Raw genomic sequence first — 19497 nt, 5'->3', positions numbered from 1 at the left:
CCCGCCACAGCCACGACACCGCCACACGGCGGAACCAGCCCCTCCACGCCATCGCCGAATACTTACGAGAGTATAAAGATTACCCGCGAGCTCGTGACCGCGTTCGGCGACGCGCTGGCAGTCCTCATTCTGACCGACACCGAGGCCGGCCCGGATCCGGCCCACGCGATCAAGGCGGGTGCCCGGGGCTATCTGACCCGGGCCTCGGCGGTGTCGATACTCTGTCACGCGGTCCATTGCGTAGCCGCCCGCGGAATGGTCTTCGAACCGGCGGGTGTCGGGCAGATACTGCTCGCCTCGCGGCTGCCGGGCGAGGGGATCGATGTCAGCGAACTGCTTTCGGAGCGCGAGCAGACAGTCTTCTATCTGCTCGCAAACGGCCTCAGCAACTCGGAGATAGCGGCGGAACTCTCAGTCGCCGCGTCGACCGTGAAGAAACACGTCAGCGCGGTCCTCCGCAAGCTCGACCTCAGAGATCGCCAGCAGGCTGCGGTCGTCGGGAACCGGAGCCGAGACGACCCGAGCAGAAACGTGCCCGGCTCCGGTGCACTTCCCGCCGGTCGGGTCGGTCTCGGCCGCCAACCGAGGGCGTTGCTGAGCGAGGTCGCGTCCTCCCGGCCGTCCTTTGATGTCGCGAGATCGACCGTCGGGATGTCGAGTGGCTACTCACTGACCGCCGCTCGAGGCTGATCACGCGGTCGAGGGTACCCGGCGCGGTGCGTCCGGGCGCCTGCGGCGAATAACGGAGCGACTGTCCCGCGTCAGAAGTTCGACGGGTAAGTACTATTCTGTTGCCGTGGGTGTTCGGGGGCCTGCGCTGGAGGCGTATGCGGCGGAGGACGTCGAGGGGGCACTGGCGAGCATCACGGACGAGCTCCCACTGCCGGCCGATCGGCATGCGAGGGCCTGCGGTCTGTTCACGGCCCTCGATCAGGACCGCTTCGACACCCGGCCGATCAAGAAGCTTGCGTCCAGCTGCTGGTTGACGACGCGCTGCGGGCCGCGTTTTGGGGCGATCCCGCTGAGATCGGGGATCCAGGTCACCCCGCGGTCCGGCGCAGCGCTGGAGGCCGGCGAACGGCGGACGCCGAGCAGGGGCCATCCGCGTTCCAGGGCGGGCGCGAGGTCCTTGGTGGCGCTGTCCCCGATCACCAGTGCGACGCGGAGCGCTGAGGCGGCCAGGGCTTCTTCCGCGGCCGCGTAGGACGCCGGATCGGGTTTCGCCGCGCCGATGTCCGCCGACACGAACACGCGATCCGCCAGGACGTCCAGACCGGACAGGCGAAGCTTGCGGCGTTGGACTTCGCCGTCGCCGTTGGTGACGACCCAGATTTCGTGGTCGATGCCGAGCCTGCGCAGCGCCTCGGGCACGTCCGGGTAGGGCGTGGCGAACTCCGCCCGCAGTGACCGATACTCCTCGGCCAGGGTGTTGGCGTCATCGTAGGGTGCCCGCACCTGCCGCTGGTACCGGATGATCCACGCCGCGAATCCAGGCGGCCCTGCGGCAAGGTCGGGGTCGAGCCAGAGGCCCTCCCAGCTGCTGATCCCCACCTGCCGGCAGTAGCCATGGTGGGGGCCCGCGCCCCACCGCTCGCGCGCCTCGCCGCGCAGCCGGGCCGCCATCGCCGGATCTGGTGGCCATAGGTGGTCAGTCAATGGCATGAGGTGACATATCGTCGTCAATAAATACCCGAATCATTACGATGAGTATCAGATAGCTATGCAGAGTGTGCCTCCGGGGAGGCTCGGACAGCATCCACGCAGAACCGGGCGAAGGCGAGCCTGGTCGTGTCGGCTCGGGTACCTGCGCTTATCACGCCCAGTGACCGACCCCGGCCGGTAGCGGCTCGGGCGCTGGCCGGGGGCGGTGCCTGATGGCCGTTGATGGCGCCGCCGTGATGGACGCTCCGGCTGGAGCACAGTCAGCAGCAGGAAGTGACGTGGCGGTCACCCTCGTCACGGTGATCATGGTTGTGGTTGTCGGGCTCACGTTCGCCTTCGGGTTCGGCAACGTGTTCCAGCTCGGGTTGCGTCTGGGAGTGCCGGTCTGGGTCGCGCCGCTGGTGGCTCCGGCGGTCGACTTGTCCGTGGTGGGCCTTTTGCTGGGCACGCGGCAGCTGGCGCTACAGGGCGCTCCGGCGGAGCTGCTGCGTCCGGCGCGGCGGCTGCTGGTGTTCTCCAGCGTTATCTGAAGCTGTCGTAACACTGTCCTCGGCGTTCGGGACGGGCGTTCGAGGCCCGATGATCTGCCTTGTGGACATGGTTATCTCCACCTCGTCCAGCACGTGGATGAGGTGGAGGAGGAGCGGATGCATGTCCAGCGGGTGGCCTTGCCCGGTTCCCGGGTGGATTCGTGGACTGTCCTGGGTGTCGACGACGCTCCGGTCGAACCGGTCGAGCGGTATCTGGCCTATCTCAGCGATATCGAGCGGTCTCCGAACACGGTCAAGGCCTACGCCCATGATCTGAAGGACTACTGGGTCTTTCTGGGGTGGCGGGGGCTGGACTGGCGGGAGGTGCGGCTGGAGGACATCGGCGAGTTCGTGGCCTGGTTGCGGCTGTCGCCGGCGGGCCGGGACGGGCGGGTGGCGGTGCTGCCGTCGGTGGAGCCGGCGGTGTCGGCGTCGACGGTGAACCGGAAGCTGTCGGCGTTGGCCGCGTTCTACGCCTACCAGGTGCGCCATGGCGTGGATCTGGGCGAGTTGCTGACGACGTGGGGGCCGCGGTCAGGGTGACCCGCAAAGTCATTGATGCAGGTCAGCGGGGTTGTCGAGAGTGAGGATGGCCAGGAGCAGGGCGTTGTCGTGTCGGATTCTGCGGATGGTCGGGGCGATGCGGTTATGGCCAGCGAGGCGAATCAGCCCGATGATCAGGTTACGGAGTGTGGTCATGATGCGGGGCAGTGGGCCGGTCCGAACCCGCGAGGCATCCTCACGGAACGTCACATCGCGCACCCAGTGGACCTTGTTCTCGATCGTCCAATGCCCTCGGGCGTAGCCCGCGAGATCAGCGGGTGTGACCGCGTCGAGGGTGAGGCTCGTCAGGACGTGGACCGTGACAGTGCTCGGGATCGTCCGGGTGACCCGGGCCCGGCCCGTGCCGGTGGTCACGGTCCGCCGGACATGACGGCGGATCCGCGCCACGGTGCGGGCATGGGGATAGCGGGCACGGATCGCCTCGCTGGCCTGGGCCAGCTGGATGGTGCGTCGTTCGAACCGTCCATGGGCCCTGCCCTCGGCGCTGTGCCCGATCGGGATCTTCGTCCAGTCGGTCGCCTGGTGGCAGTCGACCGACAACGCCGGGGTGTTCGCCTTCACCGTGAACACGAAGTGCGCTCCCAGCTCGGTGACGATCAGGTCGGCGTGGGCGCGGGTCGTGTGCAACGCATCAGCGGTCACCACCACCCCATCCAGCGGATCATGGGAATGCAGTTCGCGGAGCAGCGGTGCGAACGCGGTGACCTCGTTCGTCTTCGCGCCGACCTCATGCTCGGCGAGCACCACACCCGTGCCGTGTTCGGCGACCGCGAGCAGGTGCGGTGCCCGCCCCTCAGGCCCAGCCGCGCCACGCAGGGTCTTCCCGTCGACCGCGACCACCCGCCGCCCACCACCACGGGCCTGGCGGGCGCGGGCCGCGGCGAACATCCCGACCGCCCTCGCCAGCGCCGAGCTGTCCACCGCGGACAGGACCCGGATCATCGTGTCCACCGACGGTGCCTGCGGCTGCCCGGTCACCGGATGGACCCGCGCCCCGAGAGCGGTCAGGACCTGCGTCGGGGCGTGCGCAGCCCAGGCCGCGATCTCCTCCACCGACTTCTCCCCCGCGGCGACCGCTGCGGCGGACAGTCCCAGGATCACCGGGAGCCGGTGACGTATCCCTCGCGGGTCCCGCGGGTCAGGCACCCCGGCGAGTACGTCGGCGAGCCCCTGCACCTCACCGCCGTGCGCCCCCAGGACCCGCAGCGACCGCCGCATCCGGACCAGCTGCCCCGACCCGGCCTGTCCGAGATCGGTGGGAGTGACGGGCATGCGAGACTGGACCGGCAACGGGGCTCCCTACGGCTGGTGATCTAGGCAATCCCCGTCCTACCGGGACCCCGTTGCCTCACCGCAGCCACCCTCACCGTGGTGGCCCGCCGTTGTTCCCCCGGACCCCACGGCCCCACCGCCCCACCCACCCCACCGGCTGTCACAGAACGTCATCGGTGGCGTTTCCGCCGGCGCCGGAACCCACCCTCACACGCGCTACTCACAGCGACGAAACAGCAGCCGGGCCCGGATCCTCACACCACCACCGGCCCCAGCCCCCCGCACCCCGTCTCACACCGTCTACCTGCACAAACAGACTTTGCGGGTCACCCTGCGTTTGCGGTAGGGGCACTCGCGATGCCGGCGCCATCCATCCGGGGTGGCGTATTCCGAGACGAGAGATCAATAGTGACAGTGCGTAAGAGTATTGACACATTCCTTGTGTTCCGTATAGCTTCCATGGGGCCGCGAGACAGCACTGCGTGTAACGCTGCCCACCAATTCGGCGGGTCGCTAACTCCAGCGCCAGCAAGCCGTGTCATATTACTGAATGGGAGGTGCATTGGTCCGGCGACACCTGTGGTCGCGGAGCGCCAGCGCACGAGGCGCGTGCCCAGGCGGCGCCACCTTAGTTTTCGAACTCGCGAAAATTGTGTCCGGGTAGACGACTCCCGGGCCGGTCAGCCGTACGTATTCGGAAGTCCCGTTGTTGATCTTTTGGGGTGACGGCCTTCGGGGCTGGGTGTGGCCTGATGGTCGTGGTGGGTGATGTTCTGCCGGTCGGGGTGGTTTGCTGCGGTGCGTGACGGTTGTCGAGTCGGGGGCGGGCGCTGCCGCGAGCGGTGAGGTTGCCGAGGGCGCGGCGCTGCTGGCGGAGAACGCCTGGCTGCGGGCCCGGGTCGCGGAGCTGTTGACGGACATCGCCGGGCTGGTCGCGCGGGAGGCGACGCGTGAGGCCGAGGTGGTGGAGCTGCGTCTCCAGCTCGAGGCGTTGCAGGCGGAGCTGGCGACGTTGCGGCGGATGCTGTTCGGCCGGTCGTCGGAACGGGAGTGCGGCGGGTCGCCGGCCGTGGGTTCGCCGGATGGCGGGGACGGTTGTGGCGACGGGGCGCGGGGCGAGGCCGCCGGGTCGGCAGGCCGGCGGCGGGGGCCGGGCGCGCGCTCGGGCCGGCGGAGCTACGACCATCTGTCCCGCGACGAGGTCGACTGCGACTTCGAGGGCGGGGGCTATGGCTGCCTGTCGTGTGGGCAGCCGTTCACGCCGTGGGGCGAGCATGTCGTCGAGCAGCTCGACTGGCTGGTGACGGTGCGGGTTCGGGTGTCGAGGCGGCGCCGGTATCGGCGGGGCTGCCGCTGTGGCGGGTCGTTGACGGTGACCGCGCCGGGACCGTCGAAGGCGATCGGGAAGGGCCTGTTCACGCACCGGTTCCTCGCGATGCTGATCGTGGAGCGCTATGTCGCGGGCCGTTCGCAGAACTCGCTGGTCACCGGGTTGGCCCGGCACGGCGCCCAGCTCTCGCCGGCGACGCTGACCGGGGCGTGCGCCCAGGTCGCGGGCCTGCTCGCCCCACTCGCCGAGCAGATCGTCGGGCGGTCGCGGGGGTCGTGGCACCTGCACGCCGACGAGACGACCTGGCGGGTGTTCACCCCGACCGGCGGCGGCGGGCCGGCCCGCTGGTGGCTGTGGGTGTTCCTGGGGCCGGACAGCGTCTGTTTCGTGATGGACGCGACCCGCTCGACGGCGGTGCTCGCCGAACACGTCGGCCTCGACCCGGACAGCGGCCAGCTGACCGACGACGCCGACGGCGGACCGCGCCGCCTCGTGCTGTCGTCGGACTTCTACACCGTGTACGTCTCCGCCGGCCGCCGCGCCGATGGCCTGGTCAACCTGTACTGCTGGGCGCACGCGCGGCGGTACTTCGTGCGGGCCGGCGACGCGAACCCCGCCCAGCTCGGGATCTGGGCCCGCCAGTGGGTCGAGCGGATCCGCGCGCTCTACACCGCGCACGGCGAGCTCGCCGCCGCCTGGCACACCGCCGCCGCGGCCCCGTCGCCGGCCACCGAGAAGCGGCTCGCCGCCGCGTACGCCGGCTGGGACACCGCGATCACCGTGATCGACACGGTTCGCCGCGAGCAGACGGCCTCGCCCGGCCTGCAGGAACCCGCGCGCAAGGCGCTCGCGACCCTGGACCGGGAATGGGACGGGCTGGTCGCCCACCGCGACTACCCCATGATCGGCATGGACAACAACCCGGCGGAAAGGGCGATCAGGGGCCCGGTCGTGACCCGGCGCAACGCCGGCGGCTCCCGCACCGAGGACACCGCCCGCCACGCCGCCACGATCTTCACGGTCACCGCGACCGCCGCGATGCACAACCTGAACCTGCTGACCTACCTGGAGAACTACCTCGACGCCTGCGGCCGGGCCGGCGGCAAGCCGCCGACCGGCGCCGACCTCGACCGGTTCCTGCCCTGGGCCGCCAGCCCCGAGGACCTCACCACCTGGCAACAGCCTCCCGGCTGACCCCGACCCCCGAGACCCCAGCGGAGTGCCCCACGGTCACGCCGCCCACGATCATGCCCCAACGGGATTTCCGAATACGTACGGTCAGCCTGCTCACCGCGAGAGGATAAAAACCAGAACGGCAGGCCGCCCATATTCCGCGCCTCCACGCTGCTGACACGTTCGGAGACTCACCTAACACCGCTCGGAGTTCGCTCCCGCGCACAGCAACGCGCCCGTAAGATATCTCGCTGGTGTCCCGGATCCTATTCGCTACCGAATCACTACCTTGCTGTCCAGCAGGTCGCGAATCCCCAGGATATCGTCGGCGGCGCTTGCTACGATGAACCGTTTCTGCTGCCCGCTCCAGCTGTTGATTTACTCGTGGACGTTGGATTCGAGTTTGACGAGGAGGTGGTCCGCATCGCGCCGCCACCAGCGGTTCTCCGGCGCGATGAAACGGCGTTCGCAGAATTCATCCGCGCCTTCGGCCACGGGTGCCTTTGGCGTGCCGTGCCCAGGCCTGCTCCCGGCTCCGGTCCACAAGAGAGGCACAGCGTTCCGCGATTTCCCCATAAAATATCTCACAACCTCCAGGCGAACCTGGCGGAACGCATACAGGTGTTCGACCGACCTAAGAGAAAAGGTATCAGACATGCCGCACGTTCCGCCTGCTCCGGATCAGCCGCCGGTACTGGCCACGTTGACCACGTGTGCCGCCGAACGCACTCCCGACGTCGCACTCTTCGCCGACGACGGCTGGCCGGCCGCGCCCGGTCCTGTCACGGACTTCGCGACCTTCGACCGCGCCGTCACCGACCTGGCGGGGCGGCTGTGGACGGCGGGCGTCCGGCCCAGGGCCACGGTCGCGATCGTTTTCGCTAACCATCCGCGGATTCAGCTCGCTGCCTTCGCCTGCCATCGCATCGGCGCGATCCCCGCACTCATCTCCTCAGCGATGCCCGACGACTACCTGGTGGGCACGTTGGAGGCACTCCACCCGACCTGGACGATCGTCGACAGCGCCGTGGCGGCGCGGCTCTCTGCCCGCGTCCGCGAGGCCATCGACAGGAACTCGCGTGGGCGCGTGCTGCGGACACGGGCGCACGACGGCGACCAGCCGCCCGCAGTCCTGCCGGAGCTCCCGGCTCCCGGCACGCCGGACGCCCAGCGCCTGCGGGACGACGAGGTCGCGCTGATCACCCACACCTCGGGGACCACGGACCTGCCCAAGCTCGTCGCCCACTCCGCGGCCTCGATCTATCAACACGTCGTTCCCCAGCTCGGTCTCATGACCAGCTTCGGCACGCACCGGCTCTCGGCCAAGGCGATTTCGTTCGTCCATGCGCGAGCCTCGTCCGCGATCATCACCTGCCTCCTCATCGGAATGCCGATCGGGTGCATCACCGATGACGATCCCGCCAGGGTCGCCGATTTTCTTCACCGTCACGGCCCGGAGAGCCTCGAGACTCATCCGAACACCTACATCTCCTGGGAAGGCCTGGCATCGGATCCGCGACGTCCGATGCGAACCATCAGTCGATTCAGCAGCACCTTCGATGCGATTCACCCCAGGACGGTCCGGGCCATGCTCGACGCATCGGACGCCGAAGACGCCTATTTCTTCCAGGCCTATGGCCAGACGGAGTCAGGCCCACTCGCCGGCAGGCCGATCACCCGCGCGGATGTCTACAACCACGACACCCGCGTCATAGGCATCCCCGCGGCGGGCCGAACGGTCAGGATTGTCGGGGACGACGGGAAACCGGTCCCCTTCGGCACCGCAGGCCACATCGAGTGCCTGTCCGTCTCCCAGATGGTGGGCTACGTCGGACGTCCCACGCCGGCGGTGACCGATAGCTGGTGGAGAATGGGCGATGTCGGTCGCGTGAGGCCGGACGGAACCCTGGAGCTCCTCGACCGGCTGGTGGACAAGGTGCCGGGCATCGACAGCACCCTCGCGCTCGAGGACCTTCTCCTGGCACGCTTCCCTGCTCTCCAGGAGGCTCTCATTCTCGGCTCCGACGACGGCGCCGTCGACGTGATCATCACGGTCAAGACCGGCTCCACAATTCAGGACGACGACGTGGAAAATGCCCTTCGCGACCGGGGAGTCGCCAATATCAGGCTGCACAGGCTGCTACCCGCGGATCTCCCGATGACCGGGTCGAAGAAGGTTCGTCGAACCTCTCTCCGCTCGAAGCTCGACCGGCTCTAATGGGCGCCCAGAACAGCGTCGTGCACGGCTTGGTCCAGGCGGCCGGGCGGTGGGACCCAACCATCCACGACCATGCGGCGGACACCAGGGTCGGACTGGACGCTCTGCTGGACACGGCGCTCAGCAATGCCTCCACGCTCGCCGGTCGGCAGGGCGAGACGGGCCAGCTCCGGATCGGCATCCTCATGCCGAACAGCCTCGCCTGGTTGGAGGCGCTCATCACCACGCTGGCCGCCGGGTCGGCGGGCGTGCCGCTGCCACTGCCGAGCGGCTTCGGCGGGCCGCAGGCGTATATGGACCACATCTCCCTCTTGGCCGACACCGCCAGACTCGACGCGATCATATACAATGCCGCAGACCTCGCACCGACGGTACGCGCCCTCAGGAGCCGCCTGAACGGGGTCGAGTTCCTCGACATCTCAGGCTGGCCCACAGCACGGCCGGCCAGCGTCACCGAGGCGGCCGATGATCCACGGATCATTCAGTTCACCTCGGGCAGCACATCACGGCCCAAAGGCGTCATCCTGACCGCCGCCAACATCTCGGCCGCGGTCGCGATCCTGGCCGAGCACTTCTTTCTCACTCCTACCGACGCCCTGGGAAACTGGCTGCCGTTCTTTCATGACATGGGGCTCTTCATGACCTTGGCGGCGCTCACCCACGGGTCCAGCCTGCATCTGTGGACGCCAAGCCAGGCCGCGCGCCGCCCGCTGGCCTGGCTCCGCCAGTTCGCCGAGAACCGGTGCACCGTGGCGGCGGCTCCCAATTTCTTCTACAGCCAGCTGGCCGATGCGGCGGCCAAGGAAGGCACGCCGGCTGACCTCGACCTGTCCACCTGGCGCGTCGCGATCAATGGTTCCGAGACAGTGCGGGCCGACACCATAGAACGCTTCACCAGGGCGTTCCGGCCGGCGGGCTTCCACGAAGCGGCGATGTGGCCGTCCTACGGGCTGGCGGAGGCGACGCTGCCGGCCGCGATCCATAGGCCGGGCCTGGGCTTCACCACCCGCGCCGTCGCACGCGGGGACCTCGCACCGGGGGAACCTGTGCGTTTCACGGCGGTGGGCGCCCCCGGATCGCGAACGGTGGTCGGCTGCGGACGGCAGCTACGCGGGACCGGTCTGCGGGTAACGGACCCACATGGGAACCCGCTGCCCGAGGCCCATCTTGGCGAGATCCAGCTGCGCAGCCCAACCGTGATGGCCGGCTATCTCGACCGGCCGGCGGCCGAGGCACCCGTGACATCCGAAGGCTGGCTGATAACCGGGGACCTCGGCTTCCTCAGCGACGGCGAGCTCTTCATCACAGGAAGGACCAAGAACGTAGCAATCATCAATGGCCAGAACGTCTATGCCGAGGACCTCGAACACCTGGTAAGGGACGCGCTCGGCGACCAGGTTCGCTGCGGGGTCACAGCCGGCATGGATGAAGAGGACCGCGAGTTCATTCTGATCTGCTTCGAGCACTCGGGCACTTATGAGGAGCAGAGCGAGGCGGTCACCTTGGTGCGCAACCAGGTCTCCGCGGCCCTCGGCGGATTCCGCGCGACCGTTGTCGCACTACCTGACCGCCAGCTTCCACACACGACCTCCGGGAAGATTCGCCGAGCTGCCCTGGCGGACGTGGCGGGACGATACCTCTGAAGGAGCACCCATCATGAATCGCGCGGAGAACGTGCGAGATGTTCGTCATCCCGCCGTCGAGAAGTCGGTGCGAAGCAGTTTCGCGGAAGCCCTCGAGGTGGACGCCGGAGAGATTGACCTGGAGGTCCCGCTCGGCCAGCTGCCCAACATGGAGTCGGTTCGTTTCCTGCGGGCGGTGGCGGCGCTCGAGGAGAGCTCTGGACTCCTTATCAACGATGGGGTGCTCTACCAGGTCACCTGCCTCGCGGAGCTGGTCGACCTCCTGGTCGCGCAAGGCTCCGCTGAGGATCCGCAGCGATGACGCCCCCCGTCAGGCACCGGTCCGACCCGGTGACGACATTCAAGGTCGTGCCCACTGAATACGCGGAATACGGGACCCCCGCAGGTCTCGCGGCGCGCATGCTGCGGCTGACCACGGATGAACTCCGTGAACTCGCGGACGGCAGGATCCCGTCCCGCCAGGGGCCAGACGGAGAGCTCCGTTACGAGTTCGCGGACGTCTACAATCTGGCTGCCACAGCGGGAACGGGCACGAGCGTCTTCGAGCTGGGGCTTCGCTTCCTCATGCGCTTCGCCGCAGAACAGCCAGAGCGCTGGATCGAGGAACGCGCCTGGCGGGTATCGATCGTGCCCCCGGCGGGCCAGCCGCTCAGCGCACGCGCACTCGACACGGGCTCCCCCCAAGTTCTCGACGCAAGCGGCCATCCCCAGGAACAGAGCGCCGCTGGCGACGACGAGTACTACGACTTGGGCCCCAGTGGCGTCTCCTACCAGGTCCGTCTCCGCGGCCGGCAGGACTCCATCGACAGCGAGGCGGTCAGGTCCGAATACCAGCGCGTCTTCTCCGCGCTGGTGGAGAAGCAGGTGTCGTATCAGACCGTGCCCGAGCTGATGCGCGCGGAGCCCGACCTCTCCTGGGACAGCGGCGTCGCCGACTGTGTCGTCGCCAGCAGGGTGCTGGCGAACCGGCTCACCTCGATCGGCCACCGCGCACGCGCTCGGCGCGGCTACCTGCTTGGGCTGCTCGGAAGCGATCATGCTTGGACCGAGGTGTTCGAGGGAGGACGCTGGAAGCAGCTGGACCCGGTTGCCGCGGTGCTCGCCACGAACGCGCTGAGGCCTCTCGGCTTCCAGCCTCACGCGGAGTTCCAGGACGCGTGCCTTGGGTGGAGTTTCAACCGGTTCCTGCCCTGCCGCACGTCGGCTGCGGAGCCGCTGATCCTGGTGGCCGGGAGATTCGCCCCGCAATGGGTGACCTGCGCGGTCAGCGCCAGTCCTCTGCGAAACGGAGTATTCGCTCCATGAACTCTCGCGTTGAAGCGCGCACTCTCGTGGCCCGGTGCATGGACGCACCGCACCTCCTGGCGGAGATCAGCGACGAGGAGGACCTGATCAGCGCCGGGGTGAACTCGGGAGAAATCATTCTCGTCTCGCTGGAATGCGAGAAATTCCTCGGCAGACCGTTGACCGACGACGAGCTCGCGTCGCTGTTATCCATCAGCGACGTGGCGTCACTCCTTTCCGGTACGCACTGACATGTGGCTTACCCGCACCCTGAGGCGCTACGCCAAGGAGATTCCAGACGCCCTGGCGCTGGCCGATGCCACCAGGGAGCTCACCTGGCGCGACTTGAGCATCGAGGTGGACCGGCTCGGCGCCTTCATCTGCGCTTCGACCGACCGCGGCGCCCGCGTGGCGTTCCTCAGCCACAGCCGCGCGGAACACTTCGTGCTGCTCTTCGCATGCGCGATGAACGGGCGGACCTTCGTTCCCCTGAATCCGAACCTGACCACGCCCGAGCTTGTTCACCAGGTCAGTCTGGTGACGCCCTCGCTGGTCTTCCACGAGGCGGCCACCGACAAGTCCGCGGCGCTTCTGGTGGACAAACTGGACTGGGTTCGCGCCCGGGACGTCGATGACGTCCCCGACGCCCGGCCGACTGCCCCGGCCCTGCTGCGGCTGGAGGATCCCGCCGTCATCTTTTTCACCTCGGCGACGACCGGGCGGCCGAAGGGCGTGCAGGTCCCTGAGCGTTCCCTGCGGGCGAACTCGGTCGGATGGCAGGGCGATGTTCTCGAGAGGTACCCGGACGCACGTTTCCTCAGCGCCTGCCCGCTTTACCACGGCAGCTCCGTCATAGCGCTCGACTACCTCAGCAACGGACGCCCCGTCCATATCATGCGGAGCTTCAACCCTCGTTCATGGCTTCGCGCCGTCAAGAGGAACCAGATCAGCCACAGCTTTCTCGTCCCATCGATGATCACGCTTCTCATGAAGGTGTCGCAGCTGGACCGGTCGGAGACCGAGTCGCTCGTGCTGCTGGCCCATGGCGCCGCTCCTATGCCCTCGAAGCTTGCCGAGGAGGCGCGCGACCGGCTGGGGGTCGATCTGTTCAGTGTCTACGGCATAACCGAAGGCGGCGGACCAGCAATCGTGGGCACGCTCCCACCGAGCCTCATCGGGCCGTTCCCCGGCGCCACATATCTTGGCTTTCCGCTGAAGGGGATGATCGCGCGGGTCCTCGATGACGAGGGACGACCGGCGCCGCCAGGCCACGCGGGCGAGATCGCCCTGCGCGGAGACGGTCTGATGACGCAGTACTGGCATGACCCAGGAGCCACCACCCAGTCGATCGTCGACGGCTGGCTCCGCACGCACGACGTCGGGGTCCAGGATGACGAGGGCGTCTACTGGATCCTCGACCGGCGCACTGATCTGATCATTCGTGGCGGTCAGAACGTCTACCCCGCCGAAGTAGAAGCAGTCGTTCGCACGGCGCCAGGAGTGCGGGACGCCGCGGTCGTCGCGGCACCGTCGACCATTTGGGGCCAGACACCGGTCGCGTACGTCGTCCCCACCGAGCAGGGCTCCACGAGCGAGGCCGACATCGTCGGCTGGTGCGCGGGCCGGCTCGCCAGCTACAAGACCCCGACGCAGGTTATCTTCATCCCCGAGTTGCCCGTCGGGCCCTCCGGAAAGGTCTTACGTCGTGCGCTACGAAAGTTCGAGAACGGTGTCCGCTGACGTGGCGCGCACTCGCCCGGCCATGTCTGGCGCCGGGTCGGGAGCGGTCGCCGCGCCTGGCCAAACCGCCGCGGGCCCCGCGGCTGAGCCGGCCTACCCGCGAATCCTCCTAGCCGCGGGCATGGTCCTCGCGGACACGTCGATCCTGAATGTCGTCTCCCCCGTCATGCGGGATCAGTTCAACGCGAGCATCGGGAGCCTGCAGCTCGCCATCGCCGGTTATCAGATCGGCTACGCGTCGGTCCTCGTAGCCGCCGGCGCCGTCGGCGACCGGCGAGGCCGCCCGGAGACCTTTCGGATCGGACTGGCGGCCTTCGCGCTGACCTCGATCGCCTGCGCCGCGGCACCAAACATCGGCTGCCTCATCGCCTTCCGGGTAGTCCAGGGCCTAGCCGCGGGTGTCCTTTTCCCACAGATTCTGGGAATCATCCGCGGCGCGGTGGCGGATCGACAGGTCGGTCTGGTCGCGGCGATGAGCATGATTATGAGTCTGGCCACCGTCGTCGGGCCGATTGTGGCCGGAGTGATCGTCTACAGCGCTCCGAGCTCGTTCAGTTGGCGGCTGGTCTTCCTGATCAACGTGCCGTTCTGCCTGTGGGCGTGGAGCGGCACCCCACGAGTGGCCAGCGGGGGCCGGTCCTCGCTCAACGGGCAGCTGGACGTCGTCGGCGCGCTCGGAATCGCCGCACTGGTGACCGCGATAGCGCTCCCGCTGACCCTGGGACGCTCGCTCGGGTGGCCGCTGTGGGCGCTGCTGCTGCTGGTATGTGCCGCACCGGCCGCGGTGTTGTATGCCTGGCACCAGCGTCTTCGCCACGATCGGCAGCTGCCCTGCACCTTCCCGGTCAGCGCGTTCAGGGAAAGGCAGCTCCTCCAGGCCGCGATCGCATATTTTCTGTTCTTCGCGGCCAGCACCTGTTTCTTCCTGTACTTCTCGATCTTCCTCGAGGAAGGCGCCGGTGCGAGCCCGCTCGCGGCTGGTCTGAGCCTTGCCCCCTACGGGATCGGTGCCGCGATCACAGCCAAGGCGTCGAGCCGGCTCGTGGCGCGCACCAGCATCCGCACCGTCGTCGTCAGCGGCGCTCTGCTATGCGCGTTGGGCTCGCTGGGCACCTGCCTGCTGGTGGCGCACCTCAGCCGCGGCTGGCTGGTGGCCGGGGCCGCCCCCGCGCTGATCGTCACCGGAGCGGGCCTGGGGCTCGTGGTCTCCACCGTGCTTCGGCTGGTATTGGCGCTTGCACCTCCCCAGGAAGCGGGCTCCGTCGGCGGCGCGCTCTCCACTGGCCAGCAGATCGGCGGTGCGATCGGCATTCTGCTGTTCGGGCTCTTCTTCCCCATCCACCTGAGCCCCTCGGTCGATCTGGGGTCGCTCAGAGTCGGCATCGAACATGGCCTGATCTACGAGGCATCGGCTTTCGCCCTCGTCGCGGCCCTGTTCACCCTCACCAGCCAGCGCCGTGGCGCCGGCCCGCGGCAGGCGCGGTGAGTCTCGGCAGGCGGTCCGCGCCGATCGGTGGAACAACCCTCCGGGCCGGCCAGCGACCAGGCCGAACCACGGACGAAACGGCGGGTGCACCCGTACTGAGGGGAAAGGTGCGGCCGGGATGCACGACCTGAGCCAGCCGGCGGAATCCGGCCAGCCGGTCCTGTGGAACACACCGCTGGCGCGTAACCTCGGCCTCCCTCCGGTGGACCGGGCCTCCGATGGCACCTTCCGTGCGGAGTTCGACCTTGGTGACCGTTTCATCGGCAACAAGAGCATCTTCGGAGGCTGGCTCGCCTGCCTGGTAGACCACCTCGGAGCCGTGGCGACGCTGGACAGCATCAGCGATCGGTCCGCCTTCTCAACCGCCGAGATCACGGTGAAGTTCCTGCGGCCCGTATTTCCGGGCCGCCTGTGCGCCCGCACCGCGATCCAGTCAGCGAACATCCGCATCGTCGACCTCGCCGTCGAGCTCCGGCAGGGCGACGAACTGTGCGTTACCGCCTCGGTCACGCAGGCCATCACGAAGGGATGACCGGAGGACGTGGTCATGAAATGCATCGTGCTGGGCGCTGGCCCGGCCGGGCTCGCCGCGGCGGTCGCCATCAGGCGACGGTCGGCCCGTTCCGCCGCCGTCACCGTCGTCGAGCGGAGGAAGAGTCTCCACGATGAGGGCTTCGGCATCCTTCTCAATCCATTCGTCGTCGCCGGCCACTCGGCCGGCGGATTCGCCTGGGCGAGCCGCGTGTTCCGCAGATTCGTGCGCTGGAACGGCATCTCCGTCTTCGGTAGGGGTCAGGGTTCCGTTACGCTGTCGGGCCATCCTGGATGGGCGATCGCGCGGTCCGTCCTGATCAGCGAGCTTCGGGCGGAGGCGGAGTCGCTTGGTTGCGAGATCACCTGTGGCCGGCCGGCGGCGCCAGCGGACCTCGACGACGCCGACCTCGTGATCGACGCGCGCGGCGCGCGGCACGATCGCGTGCCGGACGTGTCGAGCGCTCTGGTCCGCGACTCGGATGATCTGTTCGTCTGGCTCAGTACGCGCCGCGCCTTCGACTGCCTCACCTTCGCCTTCGCGGAGGTCGACGGGCACCTTCTGACCGCCCATGCCTACACCTATCGCCTAGGCCACTCGGCATTCATCGTCGAAGGCGCCGCGGCGGCATGGCGGGCGGCGCGGCGCCTCGCACCCGACGAGACCGCCCCGGCTGACGCGTGGGTGCGGACCGTCTGCGAGCGTCTGTTCGCCGACGTGCTCGCCGGCCACGCGCTCGACGATGCCTCGCCTACAGTGCAACGATTCCGGAAGACCGGTTACCCGGAAGATCCGACACGGAAGTCCGTTCAGGTCGGGGACCGGGCCCACCCGGTGCATTTCTCGGTCGGGCTCGGCACCAGCCTGGCGATCGAGGACGGCATCGTTCTCGGCGACCACGTCGCGAAATGCCGCGACCCGAGAGAAGCCATCGTCTCGTTCGACGAAGTGCGGCAGGTGCGGACCCGGCGGGCGCAGCGACTAGCGAGCCGTAGCGCCGAATGGTTGTCAACCGTCACGAACCGCTGGAACGAGCTCTCGACCCCCGAACTCGCCTGGTCACTTGCCACCCGTACCGGACAGGGCACGGCGTCTCGGCTGAAGGCCCAGGACGGGGCGTGGTACGAGCTCATCTCCGCTGCGGCCGCGCGCCGGACGCCGACAGTTCGCCGGGACGCGCACCCCTGGTCGCCGTTGCCCGCCAACTCCTCGGTTCCGGCCCCCCCGCCGGGAGGCGGCCTGCCCTTGTCGATCCGGCCGGGAAAGCTCGACGCCAGCAGCCGGGTGGAGCTTGTCGCGGTCCTGGAGGCCGTGACGGAGCGGGACGTCCTGTGCGGTACCCGATACGTGGACCTCCGGGTTCATTCCGACGACCTCGACTGGGCCGAGGGACAACGGCTCGCCGGACGAGTGGGTGCCATTGCCGCGGCCGACCTGGAGCGAGGGCCCTGGTGAGGAACACCGCACCGCGAGCGTCCAAGGGCCCGAACCAGTTGCTGACCACGCTACTTGCCACCCTTCCCCGGCCGGATCCGTTCCCCCTCTACGCGGAGCTCCATCAGCAGGGCGAATCGTTCCGATCTCCCCTGGGCACTGTGTACCTGGTGAGCCACGCCCGCTGTTCGGAATCTCTGCGGGACCCTCGCCTGGCGGTGGAGGATGCCGCGCTGCGGGCCCGTCATCGTCCGGGCTGGGCCGACGAGGCATGGTCGCCCTTCTTCGACTCGCTTCTCTTCCTGAACGGCGCAGATCATCGCGCCGTCAAGACGGTCGCGCAGAGCCTGCTCGTGCCCCGGGCGCTGCGGCTGCTTGAGGAGGGTCTGGAGACGGCCACCGACGAGGTCCTCGGCGCGTTGGCCGGCGCCGCCAAAGCCGGCGAGGCGATTGATGTGTGCCATGACGTCGCCTGGCCGCTCCAGCTGTACACGCTGAGCACCTTCCTCGGAGTCGGCCCTGGAGAGCTGGATTTCCTGCCGGGCCTGATGCCGCGACTCGTCGTGCTGGGCAGCCCCCTGATGTGGCACTCGGCCGACGACGCTAAGCACGCGGCCGAGGCCAGCCGCACGCTCGTAGCGTTCTTCAAGAGGATCATCGAACAGCGGTCGGAGCTTGCGGCGCGGCTGGGTGCGCGATGGGAACACGGTCTAGTCCATCGGCTGCTCGCCTCAGCCGACGCGGGCGGGCTGGACACGAGCGATGTGCTGGCCACCCTGGTCGCGGTCGTGGTCGCCGGGGTCGAGACTACGATCGGCCTGATCGCTAACGCCGTGGTGGAAATATTGCGGGACCCCAGAGGCACCGATTTCGGCGATCTCAGGGGGCCCGACTCCACGCCATTCGTGGAGGAGGTGATCCGGCTCGCGGCACCGATCCACATCGTCGGGCGCAGAGCGCTCGAGTCGGGCACTGTCGTCGCGGGTCACGAGGTTCCGGCGGGCGCCCACGTCGTTCTTCTGCTCGGCGCCGCGCTGCGCGATCCCGCGATGTTTCCGGAGCCGAACCAGATAGACCCAACCCGCGCCGCGGGGTCGTCGTTGGCGTTCGGCTCCGGGCCTCACTATTGCCTGGGCGCGGCCCTGGCCAGGATCCAGCTCCGGGCCGTCGTCGGTGGTCTGTTCACCAGGTACCCGCAGCTCAGGCTGAGCGGCGAACCACAGCTTGGTCGGCATCTCAATCCGCACAGTTACTCCTCCGTCCCCGTGCTGCTGGCGTAGTGGCCCGGTGCGGGGTGGGCGGACGGGCGTCTCCTGAGCGACGCCGGCCCGGCGCGGCCGCCACCTCGCACCGGCAGCGCGGGGCACTCGGGCCGCCGGCTTGGACCGATCGGGAGAGATTGCGAGAGCTGGACGGGTGCATACCGTCCGAAAGGAGTTAGGGGTGACCGCCAACTATATCATCATCGGGCGTGCTGGCGCTGTCCCGCTCGCGGATCTGTGCGAACGGATCGCATCCGTGAACGGCGTGCGGGAGCAGTACCAAACCGCGGAGGCGGGCGAGGTGCTCCTGCTAGCGAGAACCCTGACCGACGAGCCCGGCGAAATCGAGCGGCTCGTCGAGGCCTTGGTGACACAGGGGCTGGGGGTCGGAATGATCAAGCGGATCGACCGTTTCTTCCGGGCCTCGGAGCTGTTCGTATGAAGCCAGGTCTCCCGGTGGCGGCGGGCAGCGCTCAGTCGCTCAGTGGTCGCCTGACGGCCACGCCGGCCGCCTGCCCTCGGCCTGTGCACGACCATGCGCGGACGCCGGCCAGCCGCGCCGGCGAACGCCACCGATCACCGTCGAGCATGCCGACGTCCGCCTCGGGGAGGCTGTCGGTCGCTGGGAGGTCAGGGGCCTGCGTGCCGGGCCGCGCCGGCCACCTGCCGGTTGGCCACGTTGATCCGGTTCCACGCGTTGATGGAAGCGATCGCCAGTACCAGGACCGCGAGCTGGCCCTCGGGATAATACATGGCGGCAAGGTCCCACACCGGCTCCATGACACCGTTCGGGTTGTCGTGCAGTCGGGTCGCCGTCTCCGCCAACGCCAGTGCCGCCCGCTCCGCCTCGGAATAGTACGGGGCGTCCCGCCAGGCAGCGAGCGCCCAGATCCGCTCGTCGCTCTCACCCGCTTGCTTCAGGTCGTAGGCGTGCAGGTCGACACAGAAGGCGCATCCGTTGATCTGGCTCACCCGCAGCCGGACCAGGTCCAGAACGCCACGGGAGATATCGCTCGCATTGATGTAGGATTCCAGAGCGGACAACGCCCGCAGACCATCGCCAGCGGTCGCACGGAGGTCCATTCGCGCCTTGATTTTATTCACATCCTTAGTCGAAAACATCCAGGAACTATCCATGGGGCGGCACGAGCCGGTCCGGTGAGCGGGGGCGTCAGGCAGGCGCACAGGCGAATCAGTCCGAGCGCGCTCAACGCTGCGCGGACTCTGTCGCGTGACCGGCCAGCGCCCGTGTGTACACCCTGGACATTACATGTCCAGGGTCCCCGCCGCTCCGCAGCCCGCCTCCGTGCCGCCCCGGCCCCGCACGACCTGCCCGCCGAGGACGCCGGGCCGCATGCACTGTGGGG

General features: G+C 68.5%; 17 protein-coding genes and 1 pseudogene. 15 read left to right on the top strand and 3 right to left on the bottom strand.

Annotated features, from left to right (window positions below; translation table 11 throughout):
* Nucleotides 1-93: 93 nt before the first annotated feature.
* Nucleotides 94-690 carry a response regulator transcription factor gene (locus FRANCCI3_RS10350; RefSeq protein ID WP_049760897.1) on the top strand — a complete coding sequence of 199 codons (597 nt, stop codon included), beginning with the start codon at nt 94-96 and terminating at the stop codon, nt 688-690.
* A gap of 240 nt (nt 691-930) precedes the next feature.
* Here the strand turns inward: FRANCCI3_RS10350 and FRANCCI3_RS23380 are convergent, their stop codons facing one another.
* Nucleotides 931-1662, bottom strand: coding sequence for an HAD family hydrolase (locus FRANCCI3_RS23380; protein WP_083494934.1), 732 nt, complete (start codon nt 1660-1662; stop codon nt 931-933).
* Nucleotides 1663-1898: 236 nt separating this feature from the next.
* Between FRANCCI3_RS23380 and FRANCCI3_RS10340 the strand changes: the two are divergent.
* Both FRANCCI3_RS10340 and FRANCCI3_RS10335 read left to right on the top strand, forming a co-directional pair.
* A pseudogene (locus tag FRANCCI3_RS10340) lies at nt 1899-2189 on the top strand (hypothetical protein); the annotation flags it as partial.
* Nucleotides 2190-2309: 120 nt separating this feature from the next.
* Nucleotides 2310-2735: a site-specific integrase gene (locus tag FRANCCI3_RS10335; protein ID WP_011436481.1), complete on the top strand. Its 426-nt coding sequence runs from the start codon at nt 2310-2312 to the stop codon at nt 2733-2735.
* A 9-nt stretch (nt 2736-2744) separates the two neighbouring features.
* Here FRANCCI3_RS10335 and FRANCCI3_RS10330 read toward each other — a convergent pair whose 3' ends face one another.
* The gene (locus tag FRANCCI3_RS10330; RefSeq protein WP_049760812.1) at nt 2745-4028 is read right to left on the bottom strand and encodes an ISAs1 family transposase; all 1284 of its coding nucleotides are present in this window, start codon (nt 4026-4028) and stop codon (nt 2745-2747) included.
* Between the two features lie 802 nt (nt 4029-4830).
* Between FRANCCI3_RS10330 and FRANCCI3_RS10325 the strand changes: the two genes are divergently transcribed.
* The 12 genes from FRANCCI3_RS10325 to FRANCCI3_RS10270 all read left to right on the top strand — a co-directional run bounded on the left by FRANCCI3_RS10325 (nt 4831) and on the right by FRANCCI3_RS10270 (nt 18572).
* Nucleotides 4831-6552, top strand: coding sequence for an IS66 family transposase (locus tag FRANCCI3_RS10325; RefSeq protein ID WP_237704547.1), 1722 nt, complete (start codon nt 4831-4833; stop codon nt 6550-6552).
* A 382-nt stretch (nt 6553-6934) separates the two neighbouring features.
* Nucleotides 6935-8749 carry a class I adenylate-forming enzyme family protein gene (locus FRANCCI3_RS10320; RefSeq protein WP_237704578.1) on the top strand — a complete coding sequence of 605 codons (1815 nt, stop codon included), beginning with the start codon at nt 6935-6937 and terminating at the stop codon, nt 8747-8749.
* Nucleotides 8749-10392, top strand: coding sequence for an AMP-binding protein (locus FRANCCI3_RS10315; RefSeq protein WP_011436479.1), 1644 nt, complete (start codon nt 8749-8751; stop codon nt 10390-10392). The genes FRANCCI3_RS10320 and FRANCCI3_RS10315 overlap by 1 nt, the downstream gene beginning before the upstream one ends.
* A 13-nt stretch (nt 10393-10405) precedes the next feature.
* The gene (locus tag FRANCCI3_RS26895; RefSeq protein WP_011436478.1) at nt 10406-10693 is read left to right on the top strand and encodes an acyl carrier protein; all 288 of its coding nucleotides are present in this window, start codon (nt 10406-10408) and stop codon (nt 10691-10693) included.
* Entirely contained in the window at nt 10690-11697 is a 1008-nt protein-coding gene (locus FRANCCI3_RS10305; protein WP_011436477.1) for a transglutaminase domain-containing protein, read from the top strand. Before FRANCCI3_RS26895 ends, FRANCCI3_RS10305 begins: the two co-directional genes overlap by 4 nt.
* Nucleotides 11694-11927: a hypothetical protein gene (locus FRANCCI3_RS10300; protein WP_131728960.1), complete on the top strand. Its 234-nt coding sequence runs from the start codon at nt 11694-11696 to the stop codon at nt 11925-11927. The genes FRANCCI3_RS10305 and FRANCCI3_RS10300 overlap by 4 nt, the downstream gene beginning before the upstream one ends.
* Nucleotide 11928: 1 nt before the next feature.
* Nucleotides 11929-13416 carry a class I adenylate-forming enzyme family protein gene (locus FRANCCI3_RS10295; protein ID WP_011436476.1) on the top strand — a complete coding sequence of 496 codons (1488 nt, stop codon included), beginning with the start codon at nt 11929-11931 and terminating at the stop codon, nt 13414-13416.
* A gap of 22 nt (nt 13417-13438) precedes the next feature.
* Nucleotides 13439-14902: an MFS transporter gene (locus tag FRANCCI3_RS10290; protein ID WP_083771075.1), complete on the top strand. Its 1464-nt coding sequence runs from the start codon at nt 13439-13441 to the stop codon at nt 14900-14902.
* 118 nt (nt 14903-15020) lie between these two features.
* Nucleotides 15021-15434, top strand: a complete 414-nt coding sequence (locus FRANCCI3_RS10285; RefSeq protein WP_011436474.1) for a PaaI family thioesterase — start codon at nt 15021-15023, stop codon at nt 15432-15434.
* A gap of 15 nt (nt 15435-15449) precedes the next feature.
* A complete protein-coding gene (locus FRANCCI3_RS26890; RefSeq protein WP_011436473.1) occupies nt 15450-16889 on the top strand; it encodes a 2-polyprenyl-6-methoxyphenol hydroxylase and related FAD-dependent oxidoreductase-like protein in 1440 nt (479 codons plus the stop codon).
* Nucleotides 16886-18148: a cytochrome P450 gene (locus FRANCCI3_RS23375; protein WP_011436472.1), complete on the top strand. Its 1263-nt coding sequence runs from the start codon at nt 16886-16888 to the stop codon at nt 18146-18148. The genes FRANCCI3_RS26890 and FRANCCI3_RS23375 overlap by 4 nt, the downstream gene beginning before the upstream one ends.
* Before the next feature lie 163 nt (nt 18149-18311).
* Nucleotides 18312-18572: a hypothetical protein gene (locus tag FRANCCI3_RS10270; RefSeq protein WP_011436471.1), complete on the top strand. Its 261-nt coding sequence runs from the start codon at nt 18312-18314 to the stop codon at nt 18570-18572.
* 188 nt (nt 18573-18760) lie between these two features.
* Here the strand turns inward: FRANCCI3_RS10270 and FRANCCI3_RS10265 are convergent, their stop codons facing one another.
* On the bottom strand, nt 18761-19252 hold the full coding sequence (locus FRANCCI3_RS10265) for a carboxymuconolactone decarboxylase family protein (protein ID WP_236701542.1): 492 nt from the start codon (nt 19250-19252) through the stop codon (nt 18761-18763).
* Nucleotides 19253-19497 lie beyond the last annotated feature (245 nt).

Source organism: Frankia casuarinae (assembly GCF_000013345.1).
GTDB classification, from domain to species: domain Bacteria; phylum Actinomycetota; class Actinomycetes; order Frankiales; family Frankiaceae; genus Frankia; species Frankia casuarinae.
This window is presented reverse-complemented; position numbering and strand designations above follow the sequence as displayed.

Coding starts and splice junctions, on each gene's coding strand:
- FRANCCI3_RS23380 (WP_083494934.1), bottom strand. CDS start 1,662: ATGCCATTGACTGACCACCTATGGCCACCAGATCCGGCGATGGCGGCC.
- FRANCCI3_RS10335 (WP_011436481.1), top strand. CDS start 2,310: ATGCATGTCCAGCGGGTGGCCTTGCCCGGTTCCCGGGTGGATTCGTGG.
- FRANCCI3_RS10330 (WP_049760812.1), bottom strand. CDS start 4,028: ATGCCCGTCACTCCCACCGATCTCGGACAGGCCGGGTCGGGGCAGCTG.
- FRANCCI3_RS10315 (WP_011436479.1), top strand. CDS start 8,749: ATGGGCGCCCAGAACAGCGTCGTGCACGGCTTGGTCCAGGCGGCCGGG.
- FRANCCI3_RS26895 (WP_011436478.1), top strand. CDS start 10,406: ATGAATCGCGCGGAGAACGTGCGAGATGTTCGTCATCCCGCCGTCGAG.
- FRANCCI3_RS10305 (WP_011436477.1), top strand. CDS start 10,690: ATGACGCCCCCCGTCAGGCACCGGTCCGACCCGGTGACGACATTCAAG.
- FRANCCI3_RS10300 (WP_131728960.1), top strand. CDS start 11,694: ATGAACTCTCGCGTTGAAGCGCGCACTCTCGTGGCCCGGTGCATGGAC.
- FRANCCI3_RS10295 (WP_011436476.1), top strand. CDS start 11,929: ATGTGGCTTACCCGCACCCTGAGGCGCTACGCCAAGGAGATTCCAGAC.
- FRANCCI3_RS10290 (WP_083771075.1), top strand. CDS start 13,439: ATGTCTGGCGCCGGGTCGGGAGCGGTCGCCGCGCCTGGCCAAACCGCC.
- FRANCCI3_RS10285 (WP_011436474.1), top strand. CDS start 15,021: ATGCACGACCTGAGCCAGCCGGCGGAATCCGGCCAGCCGGTCCTGTGG.
- FRANCCI3_RS26890 (WP_011436473.1), top strand. CDS start 15,450: ATGAAATGCATCGTGCTGGGCGCTGGCCCGGCCGGGCTCGCCGCGGCG.
- FRANCCI3_RS10265 (WP_236701542.1), bottom strand. CDS start 19,252: ATGTTTTCGACTAAGGATGTGAATAAAATCAAGGCGCGAATGGACCTC.